We start from the raw sequence: 26,048 nt of genomic DNA, 5'->3' as shown, positions 1-26,048 counted from the left end.
TTGTCCGGATAAAACCGGGTCTCTGATGAGATGCTGCGATCGCTTCGATTTCAACAGCCCGCCCGAGGGCGAGCATCACCCGCAACACCTCTTGCCCTGTTGGATCGGCGGGCAGGCGACGGTTCCATAAGAACAGTAAACGCAGCAATCCCCCGGCAACGGCTTTAAAACGGTGTTGCAAGCGGTGCACTCATAAAACCACTGGCACGCATCTGTCGGCATAGTTTCGACCGTCGAATGGCCGCACTCAGGGCAAGTGATTTTGCTTTCTAATGTCACATTCAGGTCATTCATATTTTCACACCTGGGTTGTGAGGTGATCGTCTGCAGGGGCTTCGTTAAGCACACAGACCCTGGGCAAGATAGCAAGTTTGATGGCTCCGACGCCATCCTTTCAGACGCGCCAATGTCCCCCTATACAGTCCCATTGCAGGCCCGGCAATGAAATCGCAAGGGAGGGTTGACCGCTTGATGCAACTACCGGAATCGTCTGGGGAATTGGTAGCGGAGGTTCGTTTTAGTGGCCCTCCAAGTCTTCTGTGTTGTCCAAAACCTAAATCAACTCCCAGTTTCGAAAGAATGCAAACAATACCGATGACCGACGGCGGCTGCCCATCGGCGCGTTTTAGCCGAACAATGAGCGATGTATGGGTTGCGTGTATTTGAGGTGGTATCATATGTGCCGGGATATAACCCGAAGGGGTATGGGAATACCGCAAAGGTACCTGACGGCGTGAGGGCAGTTCAGAGATATACGCAAAATGCGATGGCGGCTTTGCTCTGCCTGTCTTTGATCGTGTGGTCATTTCAGCCAAATTCGGGCCACGCGCCGACTGTGATTGAAACCGTGCAAGAGCATATGCAGATAATCGCAGAGCACGGGCACACCCACGGCTTTGAAGAAGATCTGTTGTGGGCGATGCACGGGCACAGTCATGATGGTGCAGATCATGACCACAGCCAAATGGTCATACCAGACTCGGGCAATTCGCTTTCACCGGCCTCGCTTCCAGATGACTGGGCGTTCGACGGGGTGCCAGGCGGGCCTTTCAGAAACAACGGTATAGAGCGACCTCCGCGCGTTTGACGTCGCCCCAATCGGGGTTTTCGACATCACATAACAACGGAGATCATCCATGAATCCATTCTCTCGGGGTCTGGACAGGCGCGCTATGCTCCTTCTGGCCCTCATCATAACCAATCTGGCGCTGAGCACGTCTCAGGTGCTGGCTCATAACGTCACCGAAGGCGACGCAGGTTACATCCAGGAAATCTGGGGCGTGAACATCATCCCCTTCATGTATCTTGGGGCCAAACACATGGTCACAGGCTACGATCACATCCTGTTCCTGCTTGGCGTCGTGTTCTTTCTCTATCGAGCCAAGGATGTCGGCATCTATGTCAGCCTCTTTGCGGTCGGACACTCAACGACAATGCTTCTAGGGGTGTGGTTCGGCTGGGGCGTAAACGCCTATATTGTCGACGCCATTATCGGCCTTTCGGTCGTCTACAAGGCGCTCGACAATCTCGGCGCGTTCCAGCGATGGCTGGGGTTCCAGCCAAATACCAAAGCCGCGACGCTGATTTTCGGCCTGTTCCACGGCATGGGTCTCGCGACTAAAATTCTCGACTATGATATCGCTCCAGAAGGGCTCCTTGCCAATCTGTTTGCGTTCAATGTGGGTGTGGAACTTGGCCAGCTTTCAGCCCTTGCGATCATCCTTATCGTCATGGGGTTCTGGCGTAAAAGCCCGTACTTCTTCCAACAAGCTTACAACGTAAACGTCATCATGATGACCCTCGGGTTCATCCTGATGGGCTATCAGATCACCGGCTATTTTGTCGCCGCGTAAAGGAGTTCAGTTATGTTCAATACAGAAAGACCAAGTCTTGAGGAACTGCCAAGCTCGGCACAGCTTATCCGCTCGACCGTCATTGCAGGTGCCTCCGCCGCAGTGATCCTTGTTACGGTGGTTCTGCCGGCCGAATACGGCATCGACCTGACCGGCATGGGCCGAGTGCTCGGGCTGCAAGAGATGGGTGAGATCAAAACGCAGCTTGCAGACGAGGCCGAAGCCGATCGGCAACTTGAAACCCAGGATCAGTCGAGCTTGCTGAACGACGTTCTTGGCCTGTTTGTCGGGTCGGCTCATGCGCAAGAAGCCGAGGTCTGGCAGGATGAAACCAGCTTTATTCTCACACCCGGAGAGTCGGCTGAGTGGAAGCTGGTCATGGAGGAAGGTGCAGCGGCCGAGTATCGTATGGTCGTGACGGGCGGTCGGGTCAACTTCGACCTGCATGGTCACGGCGGCGGGAACTCGATCACCTATGAAAAGGGGCGCGGATCGACCGGTGCCGAAGGCACCATCCAAGCCGCCTTTACCGGTGAGCATGGTTGGTTCTGGCGCAACCGCGACTCCGGCGATGTATCAGTGATTGTACAGGTCCGCGGCAACTACAGCGAGATCATCGAATAAGCAAAACCGGCCGCCGCGCAGATATTCTGTGTGGCGGCTCTTTTGCGCCATTCAACGCGTTTGCCATTGTTGAAAATGCCGTTGCTAGCAGTGCTACTCCGACGTGTTCTTTAAAGAGGCCATCAGGTTGTGAAACTTTTCCCCCTGCACCGCGACGTGATCGCGAAGGGCATTTGCCGTTTCCTCAGGGTTGCCATTGTCCAGAGCACGCACGATCTCTTCATGCTCGGACATAGATTGAGTCATGCGACCCCGAAACCGAAGCTGTTGCCGCCGGAAAGGTTTGAGCCGTCTGTGTAGCTTGGACGCCTCTTGTTCCAGAAATGAATTGCCAGACTGGTTGTATATGATTCGATGGAAACGCTCGTTTTCGAGGTAGTACGTGTCGGGATCACCGGCATCGACGGCCTCCTGACATCTCGCGTTGGCGTCAGTCAGGTCTTTCAAAGCTTGATCGGAAATACGCAAAGCGGCAAGCCGGCCGCAAACGGCTTCGAGCTCGGCCATGACCTCGAACATCTCCATCAGTTCCACAGGCCCGGGCTGTCGGACAAAAGCCCCCCGGCGCGGAATGAGGTCGACCAGCCCCGACAGGGCAAGCCGCTGAAATGCTTCGCGTAGTGGTGTTCTGGAAACGCCAAATTGCTCGGCCAGTTTGACTTCATCCAGACGGTCCCCGTCCGAAAATGTCCCGTCAAAGATCAGCTCTTCCAGATCCTGAGCAATGGTGTCGGCAAGTCTTTGGTCCATAGGTTTCTGTTTTAATCACGATCGGGTGGGAACTCAAGAAATCAAATCTTGTATACAAAAATGTTGACTTAAAAAACATAACCACCCTATGCTTCTATTCATCCCCGGCAAGACCGGGTTTGAAAAAGGGAGGAGAAAATGAAAGCCATGTTCAAAACAGCCGTCGCTGCTCTGGCGCTTGCGTCTGCGGGCACACTGGGTTCGGCAGAAGAGTTGCGCCTATCTCATCAGTGGTCGAATAAGGACATCCGTCATCAGGTTGCACAGATCGTGGCCGATGAGGTTGCCGCGGCCGATGTCGATCTGGAAATCAAGATTTTCGGCTCAAAATCGTTGTTCAAACCGCGCGAGCAGTACAAGCCGCTCAGCCGGGGGCAGCTGGATATGACGGTTCTGCCGCTGTCTTATGCCGGTGGTCAGCAACCTGCCTATAACCTGACCCTGATGCCCGGTCTGGTGAAAAACCACGATCACGCAGCGCGTCTGGCCGACTCGCCTTTCATGGAAGCGCTTGAGGCTAAGATGGCCGAAGATGACGTGATGGTATTGGTGCACGGCTATCTGGCTGGCGGCTTCGCAGGCAAGGACAAATGCATCACCAAGCCCGAAGACGTAGCCGGTCTACAGACCCGCGCGGCAGGCAAGTCGTTCGAACAGATGCTGGCCGGAGCCGATGCCTCGATCGCGTCGATGGCGTCGTCGGAAATCTACAACGCCATGCAGACCGGCGTTCTGCAGGCGGCCAATACTTCGTCCTCATCCTTTGTCAGCTACCGCATCTACGAACAGGTCAGTTGCTATACGCCCGCAGGCGATGTGGCACTGTGGTTCATGTATCAGCCGCTGCTAATGAACAAATCCACCTTTGACGGGCTAAACGAAGATCAGCAGGCCGCACTGCTGGCCGCATCTGAAAAGGCACAGGCCTTCTATCTGGAAGAGGCCAAGAAACAGGACGCCAACTCGGCCAAGGTGTTTGAAGAGGCCGGCGTCGAAATCGCCGAAATGACACCGGAGGATTTCGAAGCCTGGCGCGCGCTGGCAATCGAGACATCCTACAAAGCCTTTGTGGAAGAGGTTCCTGACGGGCAGGACCTGCTGGACAAGGCTCTGGCGGTCGAGTGACCCTCCCTTGCCCGGGCGGCCGTGTTGCCGCCCGGCACCCGATCTCAGCTCTGATCTTCAGACTCAATTGCATCTCAATCACAGGAGGCGCAAATGGCTGGCCATAGCTCTGCCGTTGCTTCCCATACCGGGAACAATCCCTTCCTTCGCTTTGTCGCTGCGCTTTCAACTCTGGCCGGATGGTGTTCCGCAGGCATGATCGTCGCCGCCGTCGCCATCACCTGCCAGATGATTGTGGTGCGCTTTGTCCTGAACGGTTCAACCATCTGGCAGACCGAAGCGGTCATCTACTTGGTCATTGCCGCTACGCTGGTTGGGTTGCCTTATGTGCAGCGCCTGCGCGGGCATGTGAATGTAGATCTGATCCCGATCTCGCTGGCGCCGCGCGCGCGGTATTTCATGGCGATCCTGACCTCGGCCCTGTCCATCGCCATCGTCTCGGTCATGCTGTTCTACGGCTACGAGTACTGGCACTTCGCATGGGAGCGCGGCTGGAAATCCGACACCGTTTGGGGAGTACGCCTGTGGATTCCCTACCTGTCCATCCCGGTCGGTTTTGGACTGCTGTTGTTGCAACTGACTGCCGATCTCGTTGCCGTCCTGCTTGGCATCGATAAACCCTTTGGTCTGGAGTAAAGCCGATGGATCCCCTTCTGCTCGGCGCAATTGTCGCCATCGCCACTATTCTTGTTCTGTTTTCGGGCGTGTCGGTCGCCATCGGTCTGCTGATCGTCTCGGCCGGCTTCCTGATCGTCTTCGACGGCCCCCGGTCGCTGGAACTGATGCCGGAAATTCTGTTCGGTAAGCTCGATAACTTTGCCCTGCTTTCGATCCCGATGTTCATCATTATGGGGGCTTCAATAGCCTCAACGAGGGCAGGGGCAGACCTTTACGAAGCTCTTGAACGCTGGCTGACCCGTGTCCCCGGTGGGCTGGTCGTGTCAAACCTTGGCGCCTGCGCCCTGTTTGCGGCCATGTCGGGCTCGTCGCCTGCAACCTGTGCCGCCATCGGCAAGATGGGTATCCCCGAGATGCGCAAACGCGGTTACCCCGACGGTGTTGCTGCAGGCTCGATTGCTGCGGGCGGTACGCTTGGTATCCTGATCCCACCCTCGGTCACCATGATCGTTTATGGTATCGCCACCGAAACCTCGATTGGCCGTCTGTTCCTGGCCGGTGTGATCCCGGGCCTGATGCTGGTCGGATTGTTCATGGCCTGGTCGCTTTATTCGACCTGGAAATCCGGCGACGCCACCCGCCTGGGATCAGGCAGCTATACTTGGAGTGAACGGTTCGAGATCCTACCGCGCGTGCTGCCCTTCCTCGGTATCATTCTCGGCGTGCTTTACGCCATGTATGGCGGCATCGCCACGCCTTCGGAAACAGCCGCCGTTGGTGCGCTGCTGTGCCTGATGATTGCGATGATCATCTACAAACTTTGGAACCCCAAGGATATCTGGGTCGTACTGCGTGATAGCACCAAGGAAAGCGTGATGATCCTGTTCATCATTGCCGCCGCCGGTGTGTTCTCGTACATGCTCAGTTCGCTGTTCATCACCCAGGCGATCGCCGAGTGGATCGGTACGCTGGACGTAAACCGCTGGGTGCTGATGGGCGCGGTCAACGTGTTCCTGCTGATCGCCGGGTTCTTCCTACCGCCCGTTGCGGTGATCCTGATGGCGGCGCCGATCCTGCTGCCGATCATTACCACTGCTGGCTTTGACCCGATCTGGTTCGCGGTTGTGCTGACGATCAACATGGAAATCGGTCTGATCTCGCCACCCGTCGGGCTGAACCTCTATGTGATCAACGGTATCGCGCCGGACATCTCGCTGAAAACCATCCTGACCGGATCGCTGCCTTTCGTGGCCTGCATGGTGATCGCGATTGTCCTGCTGTGCCTGTTCCCGGGCCTCGCGACATGGCTGCCTGATCTGGTGATGGGGGCGGCGGTATGACCCTGCTTGCCGACCTTCTCTCAACCGTGTTCGAGAGGCGCTATCGTCGCGCTGGTGCAGCGGCCCTCGATGGCCGCCCGCTAACCGAACTGGCAGATGCGTTGGTTGGGACAGCGGGCGAGACCTCAGGGCTGGCTTTGGCGGAAGAGATCTTGACCCGCTTCGACAAAATGGAAGATGACGAAAAGCTGGAGTTCTTCCGGTATCTCGCCACCGCCATGAATATCGATCCCGAAGCGGTGCGCTCATCACTGGACGCGTATGAGAGCGCGCCTTCGAAAGCGACCTATCGCACTTTCGCGGCTGCAGCTGAACCCGCGCGGCAGGAGATGATCCGCCGCCTGAACCGGGTGCCGGGTGCCACGGGTGCGCTTGTTCAGATGCGCGCCGATCTGCTGCGGTTGGGCAGTAAGGAGCCTGAGTTGCAAGCGCTGGATCTGGACTTCCGCCACCTGTTCGCCAGTTGGTTCAACCGCGGCTTTCTGGTGCTGCGCCCAATCAATTGGGAAAGCCCGGCCCATATTCTGGAAAAGATCATCGCCTATGAAGCCGTGCACGCCATCGACAGCTGGGACGACCTGCGCCGCAGGCTGGAACCCACCGATAGGCGCTGCTTTGCTTTTTTCCACCCCTCGATGCCTGATGAGCCGCTTATCTTTGTCGAAGTCGCTCTGAACAGCGGAATTCCCGGATCGGTTCAGGCCCTGCTTGCCGAGGACCGCGATCCGATGCCCGCAGAGCAGGCTGATACAGCCGTGTTCTACTCGATCTCGAACTGTCAGGCGGGGCTGGCCAGCATCTCGTTCGGCAACTCGCTCATCAAGCAGGTGGCGTCAGATCTGGCTGCGGAACTGACGGGGCTGAAAACCTTTGTCACCCTCTCGCCGATTCCGGGATTGACCAAGTGGCTGTCTCAGGAAGGCATCGAATGGGACATTGAAGAACCCGATCAGATGAAGGCGCTGGCGGCGCATTACCTGCTGAACGCCAAGGGCCGGGGCAACATGCCATTCGATCCGGTAGCCCGGTTCCATCTTGGCAATGGCGCGCTGGTTCATGCGGTTCATGCTGATGCCGATACGTCGGACAAGGGGCGCTCCCAGTCCGGCGGCACCATGGTCAACTACCTCTACGATCTCGGCCGCGTTGCCCAGAACCACGAGCAGTTCGCCAATACCCGCGAGGTCATCGCCTCGCCCGAGGCCAAATCGCTTGCTGCGTCGGCCTCTCTAACCACGACACAGGAAAGGTAAACCTTATGGCCAATCCTCTCTATGACGGTTTGTTCGGCGCCCATGCCGGTAAAGACACACCTTTTTTGCAACTGCTCAACGGTTCGGTGATCACGCATCAGGATTTCCTGAGCACCGCTGCACAGATCGCTCATGTGGCGACACAGTTGGGTTTGAAACCCGGTGATCGGGTCGCGGCGCAGATCGAAAAATCACCCGAAGCGCTGGCGCTCTATGCCGCCTGCGCGCAGGCAGGCCTCGTGTTTCTCCCGCTCAATACCGCCTACACGGTCGATGAATTGACCTATTTCATTGAAAACAGCGGGGCCTCACTGATCGTCTGCGACGCTAGAAGTGAGGAGAAACTTACACCTGTCGGTGCGCAACTAGGGGCGCAAGTGGAGACCCTGAACGCTGATGGCAGCGGAAGTCTGATGGATCAGGCCGCGGCCATGCCTGCCAGTTATGAAACCGTAGACCGCGATGGCGATGATCTGGCGGCGTTTCTCTATACCTCGGGAACGACGGGCCGGTCGAAAGGCGCGATGCTGACCCAGAACAACCTGTTGTCGAATGCACAATCGCTGGTCATGGAATGGCGTTTCACATCCGACGACGTGTTGCTGCACGCGCTGCCGATCTTTCACACTCACGGACTGTTTGTGGCAACCAATGTCGCACTGGCTGCGGGCAGCAGCATCATATTCATGCCCAAGTTCGATCTGGATGAGATCATCGCGCGGATGCCACAGGCCACGACCATGATGGGCGTGCCGACTTTCTATACCCGCCTGCTGGATGATGATCGGTTCACAAACGAACTGGCCGAACATATGCGCCTGTTTGTTTCCGGTTCCGCGCCTCTGCTGGCGGAAACCCATGTGCAGTTCGAAGAGCGTACTGGTCATCGCATCCTCGAACGCTATGGAATGACCGAGACCAACATGAACACCTCGAACCCCTATGACGGCGACCGCCGCGCGGGCACGGTGGGCTTTCCTTTGCCCGGAGTCGAATTGCAAATCTGCGATTCAGACGGCAACCCCCTGCCGCAGGGCGAGATCGGTGAAATCGAGGTACGCGGACCCAACGTGTTCAAGGGCTACTGGCAGATGCCGGAAAAAACCGCCGCCGAACTGCGTGGGAACGGGTTCTTCATCACCGGCGATCTGGGGCGGATTGACGAGGATGGCTATGTCCAGATCGTTGGCCGGAACAAGGATCTGATCATCTCAGGTGGCTACAACATCTATCCCAAGGAAATTGAGCTTGTGCTGGATGATCAGCCCGGTGTGTTGGAGAGTGCGGTAGTCGGAGTACCCCACCCGGATTTCGGGGAAACGGTCGTTGGTGTGATTGTCGCCGAACCGGGCAAGACCCCGGACCTTGAAGAGATGCAAGTTGCAGTGTGCAACAGCCTCGCGCGGTTCAAACATCCCCGGCAGTTGATCGTGATGGATGAACTGCCCCGCAACACCATGGGCAAGGTTCAAAAGAACATCCTGCGTGACCGATACAAGGACCTGTTCGTCGCCGCGTAAGATGACACTCCCCGGTCCGTCAGCCCTTTTCTCGACAATGCTGCGGACTAAACTTCAACGGCCTGAAGGTACGATAGCTTTACCTTTAAGCCGTTGATTTTTAATTCTTCAGGAGCTTGAACTTAAATGTATCAAAATATCCTCGTTCCGATTTCGCTGGATGGAGACCGCGACACGGCGCGCTCTGTTGAAGTTGCGCGTGCGCTCAATTCCGGCGATGGTCAGATCACCTTCTTGCATGTCGTCGAACATCTGCCGCAATACACGAATAACTTGCTTCCTGATGACCATTTGGAACGTGTCAAAGCCGTCGCTTCGGAAAAGCTGACGCCGTTGTTGAATGGTTTGACGAATGCCCGGATCGAGATCGCCGAAGGTCACGCAGGCCGCGGTATCGTCGACTATGCGGCATCACACGGTGTCGAATGCGTTGTGATCGCAAGCCATCAACCTGGTTTGCAGGATTACCTGCTTGGATCTACTGCGGCACGTGTTGTTCGACACGCGCACTGCGCTGTTCACGTGATCAGGTAAAGTCGCAGATCTTGTCGTTGTCGTTTGAACTCGCATTCAAATGTGGTCTCTGTCCGAACGCCCCGGCTATGGCACGATCATACACGAAGGGCGGCTTTCGGCATGCTGCGCTGCATCATGCCAATACATTGCTTATATTCGCATTGGACCAAGGATTGCGACCAGTCATCTGATCAAACGGTCGCTTTGCATGTTTAAGTGACGGCTGTTGAAATCAACCAACGTAATCGTGCCCGAATGGTCGGTATCCAGGTCGGCGAACCATCCGTCCGCAACCGCCTGCATCTGTGCACGCTGATCGGCTTCATAGTTGTTTACATCGTTCTGGCCTGCCTCGTCGAACATCACGTACTCCTCGGCATCGAGGTATCCATCTTCGTTTGCATCAAATGTGAAGAACACGTTTCCGCGCATCCCTTGCAGTTCTTCGAGGGCGGCGGTGCCGTCACCGTTCAAGTCCCAGTTTTGCATGAACTGGTCACCGGGGATGTCTGAGCGATTGCAGCCGATGCAAAGAGCACAGCAGTGGCAAGAGCGCCAAAATGGGTCATGTCTTGTCCTTTCAGGAGTGTTGAGTTTGCGCGAGATCTGTCACGGGTGGACCCTGGGGTCAGTTCGGGCGGACCATGCGCTGCATGACGTTGTTCTTCAGCACCACACGGTGGAAGGGGACGGCCAGCATATGCAGGGCAACAAGCGCCAGAAGCGCGACCTTCAGAACATTGTGGGCCTGAGCGGCACCGGTGGCGTCACCAAACCACGCGACAAGGCCCGTTACGGACATCGCGGCCAGCAGGGCATAGAAAGCCCAATGAGCCACATGACTCAGCGTCTTTAGCGGTGCAGGTTCATTTTCCGGAGGAGGCGGAGCACCGCGCTTAAGCCGAAGGGCAAGGCGCCAAACGACAAGCAGGAGGATCAGTGCGCCAGCAACCACATGGGCCAGGATCAAAGGATCGAAATCGTAATTGCGGCCTTCACGGATCGCTGCCCATGCCCCGGTAATCGCATCTTTGAAGAAGTATTGTCCAGCGACGAGCGCGGCGATACCCCAATGCAGGGCGATCTGTGTGGTTGAGTAGCCTTTGGGCGCGGTTTGGTGAGCGGTCATTGATCAAGTCCCTTTGTTGATCTGGCCGGCCCAAATCAGACCAGCCAGGTTGTTTCATTGTTGCTCTGTGGCCGTCGTTGCAGGTGCATGCATCTTCTGCATCCTCGCCATCATCTGCGCCGGAAAGGTCATTTCATCCGCGTCAATCGCGCCATCATTGTTGGCATCCAGCATCACAAAGGGGCGCTCGGCCATGCCGCGCGTAGCTTCGGCAAAGAGTGCCGCGAACTCTTCGGCGGACAGAGCACCGTTGCCGTCAACATCATGTTTGGCGTGAAGTGCGGTGATGCCTGCTTCCAGCTCGGTAGCTGAAACAGTGCCGTCGGCATCAGCGTCAAATGACTTGTAGACAGGGTTTGCAGCCATTGCCTGCATCGGTCCGAAGCCGGCACCCGGTCCGGCAAATCTGCCGCGCATCATCATGCCCGGACCGCGATGAACGCCCATGAAACCGCTTTGCTGGTTTTTCATCGTCTCCATCATGCAACCAGGCCCCCAACCAGGACCGCCGGCGACGGCGGGAATAGTGACGGCACCAAACGCGGCGGCGGCTGCAACTGCACCAAGGGTCAGGATCGTTTTGCGTTTCATCTCTCTACCTCATCGGGTTGGTGTTTCGATGAAACCAAGATGAGGCAGGTCTGTCGCAGGGATGTGCCAGGATGGAGGGAGAATTGTATCAGTCTGTCGCAAAACCCGGTTTTGACATGGAACGCGACACGTATTCTTTCGCTCGAATGCGAAACCGGGGTATGAGAACGACATGACGGACCACACGCCCCACATCCTTGTTGTCGATGATCACAGCGAAATCCGGGATGCGGTCACGCGCTATCTCGAAAAGAATGGCCTGCGTGCGCAACCGGCCAAGAACGCATCAGAAATGGACGCGGCGCTGCAGGGAGGACGGTTCGACCTTGTCATCCTGGATGTCATGATGCCGGGCGAGGATGGGCTGTCGGCCGCGCGCAGACTGGCGAGCGCGGGCGGCCCGCCTGTCCTGATGTTGAGTGCTCTCGGGGAAGAAACGGACCGCATTGTCGGATTGGAAGTCGGTGCCGATGACTATCTGCCCAAACCTTTCAACCCCCGAGAATTGCTTGCGCGGGTCAAGGCGATCCTGCGCCGGGTTGAACGTAAGGAGCCAATGGCCGGAACGCTTGGCGGGCGCAGGCTGAGCTTTGCCGGTTGGGTGTTGAACACGGACACGCGCGATCTGGTTCACGAGGATGGACGACAGGCCGCTCTGACAACTGCAGAATTCAAACTGTTGACTGCCTTTCTGGAACGGCCGCGCTTTGTGCTTTCTCGCGACCAGTTGCTGGATATCACCTCCGGCCGTACGGCGGATGTCTTCGACCGGACGATCGACAATCAAGTGGGCAGGTTGCGCCGCAAGATCGAAGAGGACCCCGCCCACCCGAAGATCATCGCCACCATCCGCGCGGGTGGCTATAGCTTCGCAACAGATGTCCGTGAGGTTCCGTGATGCGCTTTCGCAGCATCCGGGCGCAATTGGGCCTGTTGATCTTCGTGGCATTTGTCGCGGCGCAAGTTCTCGCCGCATGGCTATTTACGGACGAACGGGGTGCAGCAATCCGGGCGGCGCAACAACGTGAAACGGTCGAGCGCGCCGTAGGTCTTGCCGAGGCGCTCTCGGAAACCCCTGCCAAGACTCGAGATGCGATCCTTGCCGCGTCGAATTCGCCCAGCGTGCGTTTTGCCTATGGGCCCGAGCCGCTGGTGGAAGACGACAGGTCTGACTTCAACACGCTATTCCGACACCTGCCCGAAAACGCCCGCAGCGAAGTCTTCGCGGTGTCGCCTCATGGAGATCGGCGTGCGGATCCACCCACCCCGGTTTCCTGGTTGCATCAGCGAATGCTACGTGCCGGTATCGCACCCAGTGAAATGCGCCTTTCTCTTCCTCTGGCCAATGGGGGTTGGCTGAACGTCAGTGCGCGTTTCCAGCGTCCCGATCTGCAGTTGCCGCCTGTGGTCGTGGGGTCAGCCATGCTGTCGCTACTGCTCATCCTAGGAGCGCTGTGGTTCGGGCTGCGCCGCATAACCGGCCCGCTGCACCGGTTGGCTGAGGCCGCCGAAGGCTTCGGTTTGGGTAAAGAGCCTCCCGAGATGCCAAACGGCGGACCGCTCGAAGTGCAGGCTTTGTCTGATGCGCTTGCGCGGATGCATGACCGCCTAGCGCGCCTTGTCTCGGACAGAACCAGAATGCTGGCCGCGCTTGGCCACGATTTGCGGTCTCCGATTACGGCTCTGCGGTTGCGGGTCGAAATGGTTGATGATGATGAAACGCGCGTGCGGATGACTGCAACACTCGACGAAATGCAGGACATGGTCGAGGCAACGCTGGCCTATGCGCGTGGCGTGTCGACCGATCAGCCGACCGAGTTGGTTGAAATAAGCACCATGCTGTGCGAGATCGCCGACGATCTGTCGGAAAGCGGTCCGTCTTTGTTGGTCGAGGCAGAGCCGGTCACTTTGCCGCTGCGCAATGTCGCCATACGGCGGGCCATCCGGAACCTCATGGGCAACGCACAGCGCTATGGCAATGGCGCGCGAATATCACTTTCTGTCGGTGACAGGCAGGTGCAGGTCGATATCGACGACAATGGCCCTGGCATTCCCGATGTGGATCTGGAGCGGGTCTTCGACCCTTTTGTCCGGCTTGAGGATTCGCGTTCCCTTGAAACCGGAGGCACTGGGCTTGGATTGCCAATTGCCCGTTCCATCCTGCGCGCCCATGGCGGCGACATTGTCCTTGTGAACCGCGTTGAAGGGGGGCTCAGAGCGCGTGTGACATTGCCGCGCCAGTCAGAATTGTGACCCCCAATGCGGATGGGCGTCATCGATGACAAGTGCATGGGAATGACGCTTACGTCCTTGCAGGTGTGGATGGTCCAGCGGCAGATTGTCATGCGTATGCTCCACGACGTCCGGGTCGTCTGCTGGCCAAAGCCAAAGCGCGGCAACGATCCCAACCGTTGCCAGCCCCGCCAGAACCACAAGCGCCGACACTGCCCCGAAGCTGGTCATGAGCCAGCCGGACAACGGGTAGGTTATCAACCAGCAAGCATGCGAAAGCGCGAATTGTGCGGCGAACACGGCAGGCCGATCCTCGGCGTGGGCAGAGCGGCGAAGCAGGCGTCCCGAGGGCGTCTGGACGGTGGAATACCCCAAGCCGATGATCAGCCAAACGACAAGAAGGAGCGGCCAGCTCAGCCCAACCGTCAGAATCGTCACTGCGATCCCCAACAGCGCTACGACCATGATCCAAGCTCCGGCCATCATAACTGGCCTGTCCGCAACGCGATCCAGCACGCGCGGCAGGAGGAGAGCAGCGGCCATGCTGCCGGCGCCGAAGGCAAACATTGTCCAAGCCAAAGCACTTTCGTCCAGTCCCAACTGCCTACGGACCAGAACCACCGAATTCACCAGCACCATCGCTCCTGCGCCGGACACCGCCAGGCTCAGCCCCAGCAATCCCCGCAACCGCGGTGTCGCAAGGTAGATACGTACACCCCGCGTGGTTCGGTCATAGACACCGCGCGGTTCGGAAGCCTTGGGACTGGGCAGCAAGACCGAGACGACCAGAACCGCAGACGCCGCAAACCCCAAAGCGGTTCCAAGAAACAGGCTGTTATAACTCATCACTGCCAGCAGGAGCGCAGCGAGCGTCGGGCTGATGATGTTCTCCAGATCATAGGCCAGCCGCGATAGAGACAGCGCGCGTGTATAGCGGCTTTCTTCGGTCAAAACGTCCGGGATCGTGGCCTGAAACGTCGGCGTAAAGGCTGCCGAAGCTGATTGCAGCAGAAAGATGAGGACATAGACCTGCCAGGCTTCGGTTACGAAAGGCAGGCACAACGCCACTGCTCCACGCACCAGATCAAGCGCCACAAGCAGAACACGGCGGTTGACACGATCCGCGAACGCCCCCGCAATCGGCGCGATGCCGACATAGGCGACCATCTTGATCGTAAATACAGTGCCCAGAACCATCGCCGCGCCTTCGCCAGCCAGATCATAGGCAAGAAGACCCAGGGCAACAGTGGCGAGCCCGGTACCCAGCAGGGCAACGATCTGGGCCAGAAAAAGGTGGCGGTAGGTTCGGTCAGACAGAATGTCGAACATGGTTCCCCTCAGAGATAGCGGGAGATCGCCTTCATTCCTTCCCGGTCGTGATCGCCATCCAGACAATGATCTAGGTGGTCATGGATCAGGGTCTGCTTGGCATTGCGGATGGCGCTTTCGACGGCCTGCAATTGTTGCGCCACATCAAGGCAGGGTCGCCCCTCTTCGATCATCGCGACAACCGAACGCAGATGCCCGTCGGCGCGTTTCAAACGGGATATGATTTTGGGATGGCTTGCATGGGTATGTGGTTTTGTCATATGTCAGAGCTAACCTCCCGGGGGGGATGGCGCAAGACGCCGAATGCAAGGCAAGAGCAGAAAGGATCAGGCAGACCCATGAGCAGTGTCATGGCGATAAAGCGCGTGATGCGTCGGGTGCTTGTTGTCCTGTCGTGCCTTGCGCTACTCGTCTGGGCCGTTGCGCCGGGTTCATCGCATGTCCCGACCGTTTTCGATACCTTGCAGCATCACGCCGAGGTGGTTTCAGAGCATGGCCATTCCCATGGTTTTGAAGAAGATCTGATGTGGGCCATGCACGGTCATAGCCATGATGTGGCAGACCACGATCATACTCAGGCCGTTCTCATGCCCATCCGTTATGTTCATGCTTTCGATGAAGCAAATGCCGTGTGGCGCAGCCCGGCAAGGACAGATTGGTCGCATCCATTGTTCCTATTGGAAAGGCCGCCGCGAGCGTGAGGTTTGCCCGAAAGGGCGCCCACACTCGTAATAACGGACAATCCAAGGAGAAACTTATGAAATCCGTTTTCGCGGATGGACCGTCGTGGCACGGAACGCGTGCCGCCGCCATCCTACCTTTGCTTGCAGCCCTGATGCTTTGGGCATCGGCTGCGGCAGCCCACAATGTCACCGAAGGGGACGCGGGTTATATTCAGGAAATCTGGGGGGTGAACATCATTCCCTTCATGTATCTCGGGGCCAAGCACATGGTCACGGGCTATGACCACATCCTGTTCCTGCTCGGCGTCGTCTTCTTCCTCTACCGCGCGAAGGACGTTGGCGTCTATGTCAGCCTCTTTGCCATTGGTCACTCCACAACCATGCTCGCTGGGGTCTGGTTCGGCTGGGGTGTCAACGCCTACATCGTTGACGCGATCATCGGCTTGTCGGTCGTTTACAAGGCACTCGACAATCTTGGAGCCTACCAGCGTTGGTTCGGCTTCCAGCCAAACACCAAGGTTGCAACGCTTGTCTTCGGTTTCTTCCACGGCACCGGCCTTGCCACCAAAATCCTTGACTACAACATCGCGCCGGACGGGTTGTTGCCCAACCTGCTGGCGTTCAATGTCGGAGTGGAACTGGGGCAACTTATGGCGCTATCCCTGATCCTTATCGTCATGGGGTTTTGGAGAAAATCCCCGAAATTCTTTGGTCAAGCCTACACGGTCAACGTCGTCATGATGTCCATAGGGTTCATCCTCATGGGCTACCAAATCACCGGCTATTTTGTGGCCGCATAAGGAAACAAACAAATGTTCAATGCAAAAAAACCCAGCCTCGAAGAATTGCCAAGCTCGGCACAACTTCTGAAATCCACGATCATTGCCGCTGTGTCGGCCATCGTGATCTTGGCGACGATCGTGCTGCCGGCTGAATACGGAATCGACCCCACACGCATTGGTCGCGTGCTTGGCCTTGCAGAGATGGGAGAGATTAAATCCCAACTCGCGGCAGAAGCGGAGGCCGACAAAGCAAAGGAAGCGGCGGGCGAGGATCAGACAAGCCTGCTTGACGATGTCTTCGGCCTGTTTGTCGGAGCGGCTCATGCGCAAACTGCAACCCCTGAATGGGCTGAGCAGTTCAGTGTCGTCTTGACCCCCGGCGAAGGAACCGAGGTCAAACTGACCATGGAGGAAGGCGCCGAAGTCGAGTTCCTGTGGGTTGCCGAAAACGGGGTCGTCAATTTCGACCTTCATGGCGACGCTCCTGGCGACAAATTCATCAGCTATGAAAAGGGCCGTGGCCTGCCTCAGGACGAGGATGTGCTGAAAGCGGCCTTTACTGGCAAGCACGGCTGGTTCTGGCGCAACCGGGACAGCCAGGATGTCACGGTCACGCTCTATGTTCGCGGCGATTACGGAGAAATGCTGCGGCCGTAAATTTGCAACGGTGGCCCTGCAGCAAATGTGCAGGGCCATCCAGCGCGCCACCTCTGTTGGGTCGCAAAGTGAAACCGCAGGGTGGAGCCAGTACAAGCAGAATTCAAGAAACGGACAAAACGATGAAAACCTTCCTTCAAAACCTCAGCGGTCCCAAGATCGTATTTGTGGCCGTAGTGATTGCCCTGATGCTGGTTGTATTGATGGCGATCTTCGCCGGCGGTGATGCCACAGGTGGGCATGGCCATTCGCATGATTGATCCCGCAAAGTCTAACGCGACAACTTTTTGAGCTTTGGTGAAAGAGCGCGTTTAGGCGCGTCGAAAGTCACTGACTGTTCGTGGCCAGTTGGCGGAATGGAAGCTGATCGAGGCAATTGGTTAAGGAACGCAATGCCGACTGATCGTGGAAGTGGCCTCGCATGCTTCGTCTTGCAAGGACATGCCCATGGTCAGTCAGTTATCTAAGAGCGCACACGATTCTACTGTGTTCGGGGCAATATCCTTACGGATTTCGACGTTCAGCATGGCTGGTTCATGCGCACCCTCGATAGTTGCGATGTAACTTTTGGGCCGGGTGCGCCGCATTGATGGCTCCTGATGAGCGGATGGACATTGGTAACCCGCGTCAAAGGCATATTCTAATCCCAAAAAAACAGAAGGCGTTGTTTGAAAAACGTCTCACCCTTATCGATCGAGGCATTCTGGACGGCAAGGTTGGAGAAGCAAAGAGCCAATTGAAGAAGGCGCAAGAAGAACTGCATTCACCGGATGCGAGCACTGACGCGATCTCTTTTGATCCAGCAACTCCGAAACAATTTATCCGCGCTATTCAGGGTCTCGTGGCCTCAACGGGTAACCCTGCTTAAAAAATCAAAGGCCGAAGCGCTGGGCATCATCAGGCCCCTCGTTTCTGAAGTCATCGTTTTCCCGGTGGAAAATGATGCGATTCCCGTCGAGGTTAGGGGCACCTAAGCGCCTTCATCTCAAACCAAGAAACTAAAGTAGGGGGTGGTGGTAGCGGAGGTCCGTTTTGGACGCAAACCCCACACATTAACCCTCTGTAAAATAAGGGTGCCGCGATCTTCGAGCGGTAAGCAGAAAGGTCAATTGTCGTAGCGGTACCCTGACTGGCGAATTCGATCAAAAGAAATTGGTCTTCACCGAGTTGCCCTACGTTGAAGGCCGTCGCAATTGCGGCAAGGGGGAATGGCCTACATAGCCTCCAATGTGTGGGTGAGGCCGTTTCGGATGTGATCTTCTAACAGTTTCTTGGCCGTGTCGGCGTCTCTGGCCAGCGCGGCATCGAACATGCCCTTGTGCTCCTTGACGGCCTCTTCGCCGCGATAGGTCAGCACGAGCATCTGATACCGCAAATATTTGTCGTAGATGATCGAGTGCAGAGACAGAAGTTTCTTGGAATTGCAGGCCGCGATCATCGCCTGGTGAAACTCCCAATCATATCTTTTCCAAGTCTCTTTTTCGGATTCATCTCCTCTGAGAAGCTGCTGTTCCATCAAGTGCAGTTTGTGGTGCTGATGCTGGCCCTGCTGTTTGGCCCTTACTTATTGGGGTGCTTTCCCGAGGTTGAGGCCGAATTGGTGGGAGGTATGCGTTGATGTCTCGTCACCGTGATCCCAACACGCTGGATATGTTCAGCGACTGGCAACTGCCGCAGGTATATGTAACGCTTCCGCCGGAGGTTGCCACGGGTGGCAATCTGTCCAGTCAGATCGCCCGCGCTGTGAGCCGGGCGCTGAAAGCCTCAGACCTGAGCCGGGAACAGATCGCCGACGCCATGTCGGAGTATTTGGGCGAGGAGTTCAGCAAGAACATGCTGGATGTTTATGCGAGTGAGGCGCGGGAAAGCCATCGCATAACGTTGGAGAGGTTCGTCGCGCTGATCCACGTCACAAACCAGCACGGATTGCTAGGTTTTGTCGCCGAGCAATTTGGCCTGGTCGTCGTACCTGAACGCTACAGCGATCTGATTGAGTGGCGATAAGGCAGTCTCCCACGACACTTCCTTATCGCCACTCAACAGCTTGGCAATGCTTCGGGCAGAAATCCGCAAGAATAGATTTTTTGGAATAAACTGATATACTGCTTGTCAGTTTTTTTGAGTACTTTGTGTTAGAGAGTGGTGTTGTGCGAGTAGAATTAATTGAGGGGCGAACTGCAATCATTGAGCTGCGTTCACAATGGAACGCGGTATATCAGGCAGATCCCGAGGCCAATTATTTCCTGTCATTTGAATGGCTTTTCGGAACTGCGGAAAGCGCTGGTGCCGGTAGCTTTGTTCTTGCTGTCCGGGCGCCTCATGGCGAACCAGGATATGTAGCCTTTCTTCCGGTTCGGCTGGCTACTAAGCACGATTCCGGCGGGTTCTATAATGAGATTTATCTGACTGGAAACTACGTTTCGGATTATAACGGCCTAATCTGCCGACCTGAATCTGAAGAGACTGCCATACCTGCACTTGCTCAAAAGCTGCAGGAGATGAACTGGCGGCGCCTCCGTCTTCTCAACCTCCCGACCTCCTACAAACGGCTTAATCTGTTCCTCAGGGCATTCTCGGGTGAAATCCTCGAGCTGAAGCACCTGAAAATGGTCGAACCCGACGGCGTCAATAACGGGGTATGCCCCTATACGATGCTTCCAGGAGATTGGGGCGAGTTTCTTAGTCAAAGAGTCAGCAAAAACACCCGCCAAAAGATCCGGCGCTTTCTGCGTCAGGTAGAAGCCTCGGACGCGTATCGTTTTACGCACACAACCAGCGAAACGTTTGACCGGGATATTGAAACTCTTATCCGGCTATGGACTGATAAATGGGGTGAGCGCAAAGGCGACCGGTTGAACGCCATTCTGAAAACCCAGCGCAGAATGCTCAGAACAGCTTGGGCGACAAATACGTTGTTCATGCCAATGCTTTGGCATGAAGACCGACCAATTTGCGTGTTCAGCATATTGGTTGACCAGAAAAGCATGGCTTATAATTTCTATATCGGTGCGCGCGACACGGCCTTCAAAGGCCCGCCGCCGGGTTTGGTCCTTCATTCCTACGCAATTAGACACGCCATTTCGCAGGGCTTCAAAAAATATGATTTCCTTCGCGGCGACGAGCCTTACAAGTACTCCTTCGGATCAAAGGACGCAAAAATCCGGTCGCTGCTGCTGATCACGCAAAGCGGTAAAAATCTTGGTGACAAGCTTGATCGGCGTTGTCTGCGTTATGTGTTGAAGCGTTCCAAAGCACTCTATAACGCCGGAGATCTGGCGGCAGCACAGCGCGGGTTTGCGCAAATCGTGAATGCTGAGCCGAACGATCCACGTGTGCGCTACATGCACGGGGTAATTGCCGCGAGACAGGGCTACAACGGTACTGCCTACCGGGAGTTCGTAAAACTATTGGAGCGCCGGCCAAATTCGCTAAAGATATGGCTCAGACTGGGGCGTGCGCTGGTAGCCGGGCAAAAGAACGCGGGCGAGGCGGAAAAGACCGGTACCGGGTTGCTAAACAAATCCATGGACGTGGCGAAACTCTTTTCCCTGTTTGGGCGTACGCTTTTGAAGCTTGATCTGGCCGATGACGCACTGGCTGTAGCCAAGGCTGCGTTGCGCCTCGATCCCGATAACGCGAGCCTGCAGGGAGTCCTCGCGAGGGCGCTCCGCAGCAAAAGACCGAGAGCTACGCAGCGGGACGAGCAATCGTCGCTTAAGACTTCAGGCATTGACACCAAAACTGACAAGATACCGGCGTCGATTGGTGCAAAGACAAATGTGAACGCAAAAATTATCTCAGCTTTGGACGTCGACGCCCAGAGCTACCCTGCGTTCGACGCAATGAGCCAGCAGACAACGGAAACCGCGCTGGCGCGCGTAATGGTCACCTCCAATCCGATGCGGTTCACGCCGCCGAAATCGCCCATATTGCAAGGGCGATGAGCCCGTTTAACGTGATCGTACCTTGGCACGCCAACGATACTGCGGGGTACGTGATGGCCAATGGTATTCTCGGACCTGCGATGCCTTATGTTTGGCAAACCCAGCCAAAAGCTGACATTAAGTACCGCCCTATCCGCACATGCAGCGAACGTCAGTTGTGTGGCCGAGTCTACCAACGGGTCACGTCGAGTTGTCCGGGAAATCGTGCCAAATTGTTCGAACGCTGCCGCCACGCTACACTGTTCAGGCACAGATTCACGTTGGCTACAACGCGGTCAACCGCACATCCTTATTTCTGACCGCTACTAAGATCTGTCTTTTGCCGGCCTCGAATTTGAAAAGGAAAACTGGCGGCGAGAACAAACCTGCCCCGAACTGTTTATCTCTGGGTTCGATCTCGTCCAGCTTTGCAATTGTTTCAAAAGCGGTCTTAACTTTGTACGGCTCATCGAGGAACGTGATCTCTTATCTACCCATGTGTAGGCCAGCAGCTTAACGTTTTGACTATCAGTGAGCTCAAAAACGCGCTCTAAGGCTAGCAACGCTGCGCCGTTGGCGTCAGAAAAACCGCCCGTTGGAATGCAGGACAGCAGTGTCGCCGCCATACGCTTCCAAGCCATAGCCGACCTCTCAATCCGATCACCCAGAAAAAAGCAGACGCAATTACCGAGAATGGCACATGGTTGTTTAACAACTCACACACCACTGCGGACCAGTCCGCCCCAGATCCGAAATCGGCTTCGTAAGCTGATGCGTAACGACTGCGATCAAAGTCACGGAGTTTTAAGCCAATAGTCCTCAAACAACTCCGTGTCATAGCCTAGCGAAGTGTCGAATACAGTGATTGAGTTTTCTGGAAAAAAAAGTATTTCCATATCTGTCTTTAACCATGCCCGCAAAGTTGCAGAAAACAACTCTTGCTGCAAGAACGACGAATAGCTTTTGACTTACACATGGGTGGATGATGAAGTCATGCTTTTCGACGAGTTGGGCAAAGTCGGCACGGCTTTTGAAACTGTCCGGGAAATCCCGCCAAATTGTCCGAAAGCTGCCGCCGCGCTACAATGTTGGCCAGCTTTGACGAGAAGGAGCAGGCGTTCGAGTTCAATCCAGCGACAGCTTCAAGTATGTCACGGCACTGGATGAAATGATCTCTTCTATGCAGGAGCATGACGGCAATCCGAATCCAAAAGCACGTGATGCGGTGCGCGGCTTGATTTCGGAGATCGTTGTGTCTCCGACCGAGGAAAACGGTGTGCCGGTCGAGGTGAAGGCCGCCTTAGCGCCTCGGTTTCAAACCGTTCCAAAAAGGTGGGAGGTTTGGTGGTAGCGGAGGAGGGACTTGAACCCCCGACACGCGGATTATGATTCCGCTGCTCTAACCAACTGAGCTACTCCGCCATGAGTGAGAGGCGATTTAAGGGAGGGGCCGGAGAGGGTCAAGAGGGAAAAGATGGTCAAAGCCGGATTCTTTTTCACCCTGATCAAACCGCCTTGGGCTCGGTGCTTGCGGTTTTGGCAATTCGGCGAATGAATGCGGCACAGGTCTCTGGCGCTGTGATCAGGATCATGTGACCCGCCCCGTCGATCCGTTCGTTGCTCAGGCCGAACTGGGCCATCGGATCGCCCTGCGTCCGAGGTCGCAGGATCGCGTCCTGCGCTCCGTACAGAATCCCGCCGGGTACGGTCAGATCGCCGTACCGTGCCATTTGTGCCTCAAGGCTGGCCTCAAGACCCACAACATCCTGCGACCCGGTGACAAAAGCCGAGGGCCGCAGCCCCAGTGCACCGCCAGCGCGGTCGAGGAAATCGGCGGGGGCAGGGTCCGGAGCAAAAACAACGTCCAGCGTGTGCGGAGCAGTTTTGGCAGCCAGCGGTACGGCCAGAGTATGGCCGATCAGGCTCCGCAGCCACTCGGTGCGAATCTCCAGCGGCTTGAAGACCTGCGGCGTGGATGACAGCTTTTGCGTCAGAGGGGCCAGCAGGGCCAGCGCCTTGATCTTTTCGGGATGGTCCAGCGCCATGGCCAGCGATACCGCACCACCCAAGGAATGGCCGACCAGAATCGCGTCAGTGATGCCCTTGGCGTCCAGAAACTCCTGTATCATCCGCCCCTGTTCGGGCAGGCGCCCCAGATCGGCCTTGTCCCGTGTCGAATACCCACATCCAGGCCGGTCAACTGCGATGACGTGATAATCGTCGGCCAGCAAATCGACCAGCGCATAGGTGAAGTGCTGCAGTTGCCCTGTCAGCCCGTGGATCATGACAAGGGTCTGCTTCGAGGGGTCACCCCGTTCGACATAATGAATGCTGCCGCCATTGACGGGGATGATATCGCCCAGCTGCGGGACACGCTTTTGCCCATCGGCAGTCAGTTTCCGCGTCCACAGGTACATGCCGACGAAAAATGCAACGATCAGCAGAAGGACTGTCAGGAAGGTATTCATCTCAGTGGTCTCCGCCTTGGGGTGGGGCAGGGGGGTCGTATTCCGGCCCGGCCCGGGCATAAGCTTTTCATACTCGGATATGGGCCCTGACCAAAGTGTTGCGTTGCGACCCAAGTCGTTCTGAAGCCGGGATGGACACCCGCCTGCCTGCTTGATGCTGTTTTTGCGGCGAGCCCACGCCACTGATGCTGCGCGACATCCAAAGGGGGGGTGATCGGTCACGGTGGGATTGGGCCGCGTTCGGAATTCATGATTTGCGGGCAGTTGTCGAGAGATGCATGAGCGAAACTAAATCGAACATTAGAATTTTTCCGGGTAAAATCCTGAGTTCATCGCGTCAATAATGTGTTTTTTGATCCCGTCTGGGGATATGTGTCGCAAAGCTACAGATAATGTCGGTTCCAAGCAAATCAGCTGAATGCCACCGATATAGGCAGGTAGGCCAGAAAATACCGCGTTTCGGCGGTAGCTTGGGCTTTTTGCCCAAGTGGAGTTTTCAGGGACCTGTCCCGTCGGAGGAGTGGTGATGAACCTCAAGGGACGGGTCAAGAAAAAGGTCAAGATTGGAGGCTCGCCATTAGGTGAGTTCAATCCAGCGTACCATCAACACGGAGGAAAATATGTCGGTACCCGAACCATTTACGGATCTTGAGATAAAAACGGCGGATGCCGGTTTTTATGAGAATTACAGCACCCCTATCGCGCTGATCAGCAAGGGGATCATGGTTGCGCTGGTACTGTGGGCGCTGATTTTCCCGGCGAATGCAAACAGCACGCTGGGCAGCTGGAACTTCAAGCTGCTGGAAGTGTTCAACAGCTTCTACGTCATCATCGTAGGTTTGTTCTTCTTTTTTCTGGCCATTGTAGCCATCATCCCCGCCACCGGGCGCCGGATCATGGGGACGCCCGGGGAAAAGCCCGAGTTTTCGAACTTCTCGTGGTTTTCGATGATGTTTGGTGCCGGCTTGGGCGTCGGTCTGATGGTGTTTGCCACAGCTGAGCCGCTGGGCCTGTGGGGGTCAAACCCCGTTGTGGTGTCCGGTGCGGTCGAGGCCAACTCGCCCGAGGCGCTGCCATCTGCCTATCGCTTCACCTACCTGCACTACGGTTTCCACGCCTGGGCGATCTATGTCGTCACCGGCCTGTCGCTGGCCTATTACGCCTATACCCGCAATATGCCGCTGACCATCCGTGCGGCGCTGACACCGCTGTTCGGCAAGCTGATGAACGGCTTCCTGGGCCACGTGGTTGACGTTCTGGGCGTGGTTGCGACCATCCTCGGCGTGTCCGTGACCATCGGCTATGGCGTCAGCCAGTTTATCGACGGTCTCTACGCTATCACCGGTATGGAGTGGATCATGGATCTGGGCGGCGAAGTTCCGACCCCCAGCAAAGTGGGCCTGATTTCCGGGCTGATTGTCATCATGGGGCTGTCGATCATCTCGGCTGTGTCGGGTGTTGGCCGTGGCGTTAAGTACCTGTCGAACCTGAACCTGGTGCTGTCGATCATCCTGCTGGGTACCTTTGTCGTGTTCGGCTCGTTCGTCTTTGCCATGACGACCTATGGCACGGCGATGGTCGACTATATCCTGCACTTCCTGTCGCTCAGCTTTAACGCCTATGGCCCGCTGTCGACCGAAGCCTTCGCGGCAGCTCTGCCGGCCGAGGCACAGGCCCATGCGGCAGACCTGGTGGGTGGCGCAACCAACGCGTGGGGCAGCTTTGACGGCTTCAAGAGCGGTCTGGAAGGTGCAGCCGCCGAGTTGGACGAAGCGACTCTGGCCGCGGCCTACGCCGCTGGCGAGCAGGGCCGTCAGTTCGGCTGGCAGGCCGGCTGGACCACATTCTACTGGGCGTGGTGGATCGCGTTCTCGCCGTTTGTAGGCCTGTTCCTGGCGCGCATCTCCAAGGGGCGTTCGGTCCGTGAGTTCATTCTGGGCTGCGTCTTCGCGCCGGCGCTGGTGTGCTTTGCCTGGATGACCATTCTGGGTGGTACCGCGATCGATCTGGAACTGGCGGGTGCCGCCGAGGGTGCGATCATCGGGGCGTCGAACACCAACAAACTGTTCGTGACCTTGTCCTACATGATCGACGGCGGGCTGCTGTCCATGCTGAACGTCATGTGTGTGATCCTGATCATGACCTTCTTGGTAACTTCTGCTGACTCGGGCATTCTGGTGATGAACACAATCATGTCCGGCGGCAGCCAGGAAACCGGCATCAAGCACCGCATCATCTGGGGTCTGATCCTGATGGCCGTGATCGGTGCGCTGATCCTGGCGGCGGGTGAAAACAACCCGATGGATGCGCTGCGCAACGCAATGATCATCGGCGCGCTTCCCTTTACCATGGTGATGGGCCTGATGATGGTTGCTCTGGCAAAGGCGCTCTATCGCGACAGCCTGCGCGACAAGCACGGCGCCACGGCGCAGGCCGCCGAGTAAGAACGCCCCAAAGATCAAACCAGACGCCGCCCCGTTGGGGCGGCGTTTTTCGTTCCCAAAACCGGTATTGCGACCTGCAAGCAGGTGTCGCCACCGGGCGGACTTACTCTGTCGCTGACGGGCATTTGGCCCGGCTTAGCCAGCCCGGGTCATTCATCTCTTGCTTTCCATTCTTTCCATCTGAGTATTGCGTTTGCGCCGATTTCTCGGA

At 56.7% G+C, this 26,048-nt stretch carries 27 protein-coding genes and 1 tRNA gene; 18 read left to right on the top strand and 10 right to left on the bottom strand.

Features of this window, described 5'->3' with window-relative positions:
- Positions 1–75 precede the first annotated feature (75 nt).
- Positions 76–294 (bottom strand): GDCCVxC domain-containing (seleno)protein, encoded by a 219-nt coding sequence (locus GOX63_RS23885; protein WP_254436053.1) that lies wholly within the window; start codon positions 292–294, stop codon positions 76–78.
- Between the two features lie 878 nt (positions 295–1,172).
- Between GOX63_RS23885 and GOX63_RS20860 the strand changes: the two genes are divergently transcribed.
- Together GOX63_RS20860 and GOX63_RS20855 are read left to right on the top strand one after the other, a co-directional pair.
- On the top strand, positions 1,173–1,853 hold the full coding sequence (locus GOX63_RS20860; RefSeq protein ID WP_367646763.1) for a HupE/UreJ family protein: 681 nt from the start codon (positions 1,173–1,175) through the stop codon (positions 1,851–1,853).
- A 12-nt stretch (positions 1,854–1,865) separates the two neighbouring features.
- Positions 1,866–2,477: a transmembrane anchor protein gene (locus GOX63_RS20855; RefSeq protein WP_170328556.1), complete on the top strand. Its 612-nt coding sequence runs from the start codon at positions 1,866–1,868 to the stop codon at positions 2,475–2,477.
- Positions 2,478–2,570: 93 nt separating this feature from the next.
- Here GOX63_RS20855 and GOX63_RS20850 read toward each other — a convergent pair whose 3' ends face one another.
- Positions 2,571–3,227 (bottom strand): GntR family transcriptional regulator, encoded by a 657-nt coding sequence (locus GOX63_RS20850; RefSeq protein ID WP_170328555.1) that lies wholly within the window; start codon positions 3,225–3,227, stop codon positions 2,571–2,573.
- 138 nt (positions 3,228–3,365) lie between these two features.
- Here GOX63_RS20850 and dctP point away from each other — a divergent pair, with 138 nt between their 5' ends.
- From dctP to GOX63_RS20820, 6 genes are all read left to right on the top strand, one after another.
- Positions 3,366–4,352 carry a TRAP transporter substrate-binding protein DctP gene (gene dctP / locus GOX63_RS20845; protein WP_170328554.1) on the top strand — a complete coding sequence of 329 codons (987 nt, stop codon included), beginning with the start codon at positions 3,366–3,368 and terminating at the stop codon, positions 4,350–4,352.
- Positions 4,353–4,445: 93 nt separating this feature from the next.
- The gene (locus GOX63_RS20840; protein WP_170328553.1) at positions 4,446–4,988 is read left to right on the top strand and encodes a TRAP transporter small permease; all 543 of its coding nucleotides are present in this window, start codon (positions 4,446–4,448) and stop codon (positions 4,986–4,988) included.
- Positions 4,989–4,993: 5 nt separating this feature from the next.
- Positions 4,994–6,310 carry a TRAP transporter large permease gene (locus GOX63_RS20835; RefSeq protein WP_170328552.1) on the top strand — a complete coding sequence of 439 codons (1,317 nt, stop codon included), beginning with the start codon at positions 4,994–4,996 and terminating at the stop codon, positions 6,308–6,310.
- A complete protein-coding gene (locus GOX63_RS20830) occupies positions 6,307–7,563 on the top strand; it encodes a malonyl-CoA decarboxylase (RefSeq protein ID WP_170328551.1) in 1,257 nt (418 codons plus the stop codon). Before GOX63_RS20835 ends, GOX63_RS20830 begins: the two co-directional genes overlap by 4 nt.
- Before the next feature lie 5 nt (positions 7,564–7,568).
- Positions 7,569–9,083, top strand: coding sequence for a malonate--CoA ligase (locus GOX63_RS20825; RefSeq protein WP_170547065.1), 1,515 nt, complete (start codon positions 7,569–7,571; stop codon positions 9,081–9,083).
- A gap of 126 nt (positions 9,084–9,209) precedes the next feature.
- Complete coding sequence (locus GOX63_RS20820) at positions 9,210–9,617, top strand: universal stress protein (protein WP_170328549.1); 408 nt, start codon at positions 9,210–9,212, stop codon at positions 9,615–9,617.
- Positions 9,618–9,782: 165 nt separating this feature from the next.
- On the opposite strand, the gene GOX63_RS20815 is transcribed toward GOX63_RS20820, so the two are convergent.
- The 3 genes from GOX63_RS20815 to GOX63_RS20805 all read right to left on the bottom strand — a co-directional run bounded on the left by GOX63_RS20815 (position 9,783) and on the right by GOX63_RS20805 (position 11,319).
- Positions 9,783–10,088, bottom strand: a complete 306-nt coding sequence (locus GOX63_RS20815; protein WP_170328548.1) for an EF-hand domain-containing protein — start codon at positions 10,086–10,088, stop codon at positions 9,783–9,785.
- Positions 10,089–10,227: 139 nt separating this feature from the next.
- On the bottom strand, positions 10,228–10,728 hold the full coding sequence (locus GOX63_RS20810) for a cytochrome b (protein WP_170328547.1): 501 nt from the start codon (positions 10,726–10,728) through the stop codon (positions 10,228–10,230).
- A 54-nt stretch (positions 10,729–10,782) separates the two neighbouring features.
- Positions 10,783–11,319, bottom strand: a complete 537-nt coding sequence (locus GOX63_RS20805; protein ID WP_170328546.1) for an EF-hand domain-containing protein — start codon at positions 11,317–11,319, stop codon at positions 10,783–10,785.
- Positions 11,320–11,491: 172 nt separating this feature from the next.
- On the opposite strand from GOX63_RS20805, the gene GOX63_RS20800 reads away from it, so the two are divergent.
- Both GOX63_RS20800 and GOX63_RS20795 read left to right on the top strand, forming a co-directional pair.
- Positions 11,492–12,217 carry a response regulator gene (locus tag GOX63_RS20800; RefSeq protein ID WP_170547063.1) on the top strand — a complete coding sequence of 242 codons (726 nt, stop codon included), beginning with the start codon at positions 11,492–11,494 and terminating at the stop codon, positions 12,215–12,217.
- Positions 12,217–13,572 carry an ATP-binding protein gene (locus GOX63_RS20795; RefSeq protein ID WP_170328544.1) on the top strand — a complete coding sequence of 452 codons (1,356 nt, stop codon included), beginning with the start codon at positions 12,217–12,219 and terminating at the stop codon, positions 13,570–13,572. The genes GOX63_RS20800 and GOX63_RS20795 overlap by 1 nt, the downstream gene beginning before the upstream one ends.
- On the opposite strand, the gene GOX63_RS20790 is transcribed toward GOX63_RS20795, so the two are convergent.
- Both GOX63_RS20790 and GOX63_RS20785 read right to left on the bottom strand, forming a co-directional pair.
- The gene (locus GOX63_RS20790; RefSeq protein WP_170328543.1) at positions 13,561–14,880 is read right to left on the bottom strand and encodes an MFS transporter; all 1,320 of its coding nucleotides are present in this window, start codon (positions 14,878–14,880) and stop codon (positions 13,561–13,563) included. The two genes, GOX63_RS20795 and GOX63_RS20790, sit on opposite strands and share 12 nt — an antisense overlap.
- A gap of 8 nt (positions 14,881–14,888) precedes the next feature.
- On the bottom strand, positions 14,889–15,140 hold the full coding sequence (locus tag GOX63_RS20785) for a metal-sensing transcriptional repressor (RefSeq protein WP_170328542.1): 252 nt from the start codon (positions 15,138–15,140) through the stop codon (positions 14,889–14,891).
- Positions 15,141–15,218: 78 nt separating this feature from the next.
- On the opposite strand from GOX63_RS20785, the gene GOX63_RS20780 reads away from it, so the two are divergent.
- The 5 genes from GOX63_RS20780 to GOX63_RS20760 all read left to right on the top strand — a co-directional run bounded on the left by GOX63_RS20780 (position 15,219) and on the right by GOX63_RS20760 (position 17,870).
- Positions 15,219–15,581, top strand: a complete 363-nt coding sequence (locus tag GOX63_RS20780; protein WP_170328541.1) for a hypothetical protein — start codon at positions 15,219–15,221, stop codon at positions 15,579–15,581.
- Between the two features lie 56 nt (positions 15,582–15,637).
- Complete coding sequence (locus GOX63_RS20775) at positions 15,638–16,363, top strand: HupE/UreJ family protein (protein WP_170328540.1); 726 nt, start codon at positions 15,638–15,640, stop codon at positions 16,361–16,363.
- A 12-nt stretch (positions 16,364–16,375) separates the two neighbouring features.
- The gene (locus tag GOX63_RS20770) at positions 16,376–17,002 is read left to right on the top strand and encodes a transmembrane anchor protein (RefSeq protein WP_170328539.1); all 627 of its coding nucleotides are present in this window, start codon (positions 16,376–16,378) and stop codon (positions 17,000–17,002) included.
- Between the two features lie 122 nt (positions 17,003–17,124).
- The gene (locus GOX63_RS20765) at positions 17,125–17,262 is read left to right on the top strand and encodes a hypothetical protein (protein WP_170328538.1); all 138 of its coding nucleotides are present in this window, start codon (positions 17,125–17,127) and stop codon (positions 17,260–17,262) included.
- Positions 17,263–17,591: 329 nt separating this feature from the next.
- Positions 17,592–17,870 carry a hypothetical protein gene (locus GOX63_RS20760; RefSeq protein WP_170328537.1) on the top strand — a complete coding sequence of 93 codons (279 nt, stop codon included), beginning with the start codon at positions 17,592–17,594 and terminating at the stop codon, positions 17,868–17,870.
- Between the two features lie 345 nt (positions 17,871–18,215).
- Here GOX63_RS20760 and GOX63_RS20755 read toward each other — a convergent pair whose 3' ends face one another.
- On the bottom strand, positions 18,216–18,518 hold the full coding sequence (locus tag GOX63_RS20755; RefSeq protein ID WP_254436052.1) for an FCD domain-containing protein: 303 nt from the start codon (positions 18,516–18,518) through the stop codon (positions 18,216–18,218).
- Positions 18,519–18,619: 101 nt separating this feature from the next.
- On the opposite strand from GOX63_RS20755, the gene GOX63_RS20750 reads away from it, so the two are divergent.
- Positions 18,620–19,006: a hypothetical protein gene (locus tag GOX63_RS20750; protein WP_170328536.1), complete on the top strand. Its 387-nt coding sequence runs from the start codon at positions 18,620–18,622 to the stop codon at positions 19,004–19,006.
- 143 nt (positions 19,007–19,149) lie between these two features.
- A complete protein-coding gene (locus GOX63_RS20745; RefSeq protein ID WP_170328535.1) occupies positions 19,150–20,946 on the top strand; it encodes a GNAT family N-acetyltransferase in 1,797 nt (598 codons plus the stop codon).
- Between the two features lie 1,324 nt (positions 20,947–22,270).
- Here the strand turns inward: GOX63_RS20745 and GOX63_RS20740 are convergent.
- Both GOX63_RS20740 and GOX63_RS20735 read right to left on the bottom strand, forming a co-directional pair.
- Positions 22,271–22,347: transfer RNA gene (locus tag GOX63_RS20740), tRNA-Met, on the bottom strand.
- A gap of 83 nt (positions 22,348–22,430) precedes the next feature.
- Positions 22,431–23,393 (bottom strand): alpha/beta fold hydrolase, encoded by a 963-nt coding sequence (locus tag GOX63_RS20735; RefSeq protein WP_170328534.1) that lies wholly within the window; start codon positions 23,391–23,393, stop codon positions 22,431–22,433.
- Between the two features lie 620 nt (positions 23,394–24,013).
- Here GOX63_RS20735 and GOX63_RS20730 point away from each other — a divergent pair.
- Entirely contained in the window at positions 24,014–25,837 is a 1,824-nt protein-coding gene (locus tag GOX63_RS20730) for a BCCT family transporter (RefSeq protein ID WP_170547060.1), read from the top strand.
- Positions 25,838–26,048 lie beyond the last annotated feature (211 nt).

The organism is Ruegeria arenilitoris (assembly GCF_013031355.1).
GTDB lineage: Bacteria > Pseudomonadota > Alphaproteobacteria > Rhodobacterales > Rhodobacteraceae > Ruegeria > Ruegeria arenilitoris_C.
This window is presented reverse-complemented; position numbering and strand designations above follow the sequence as displayed.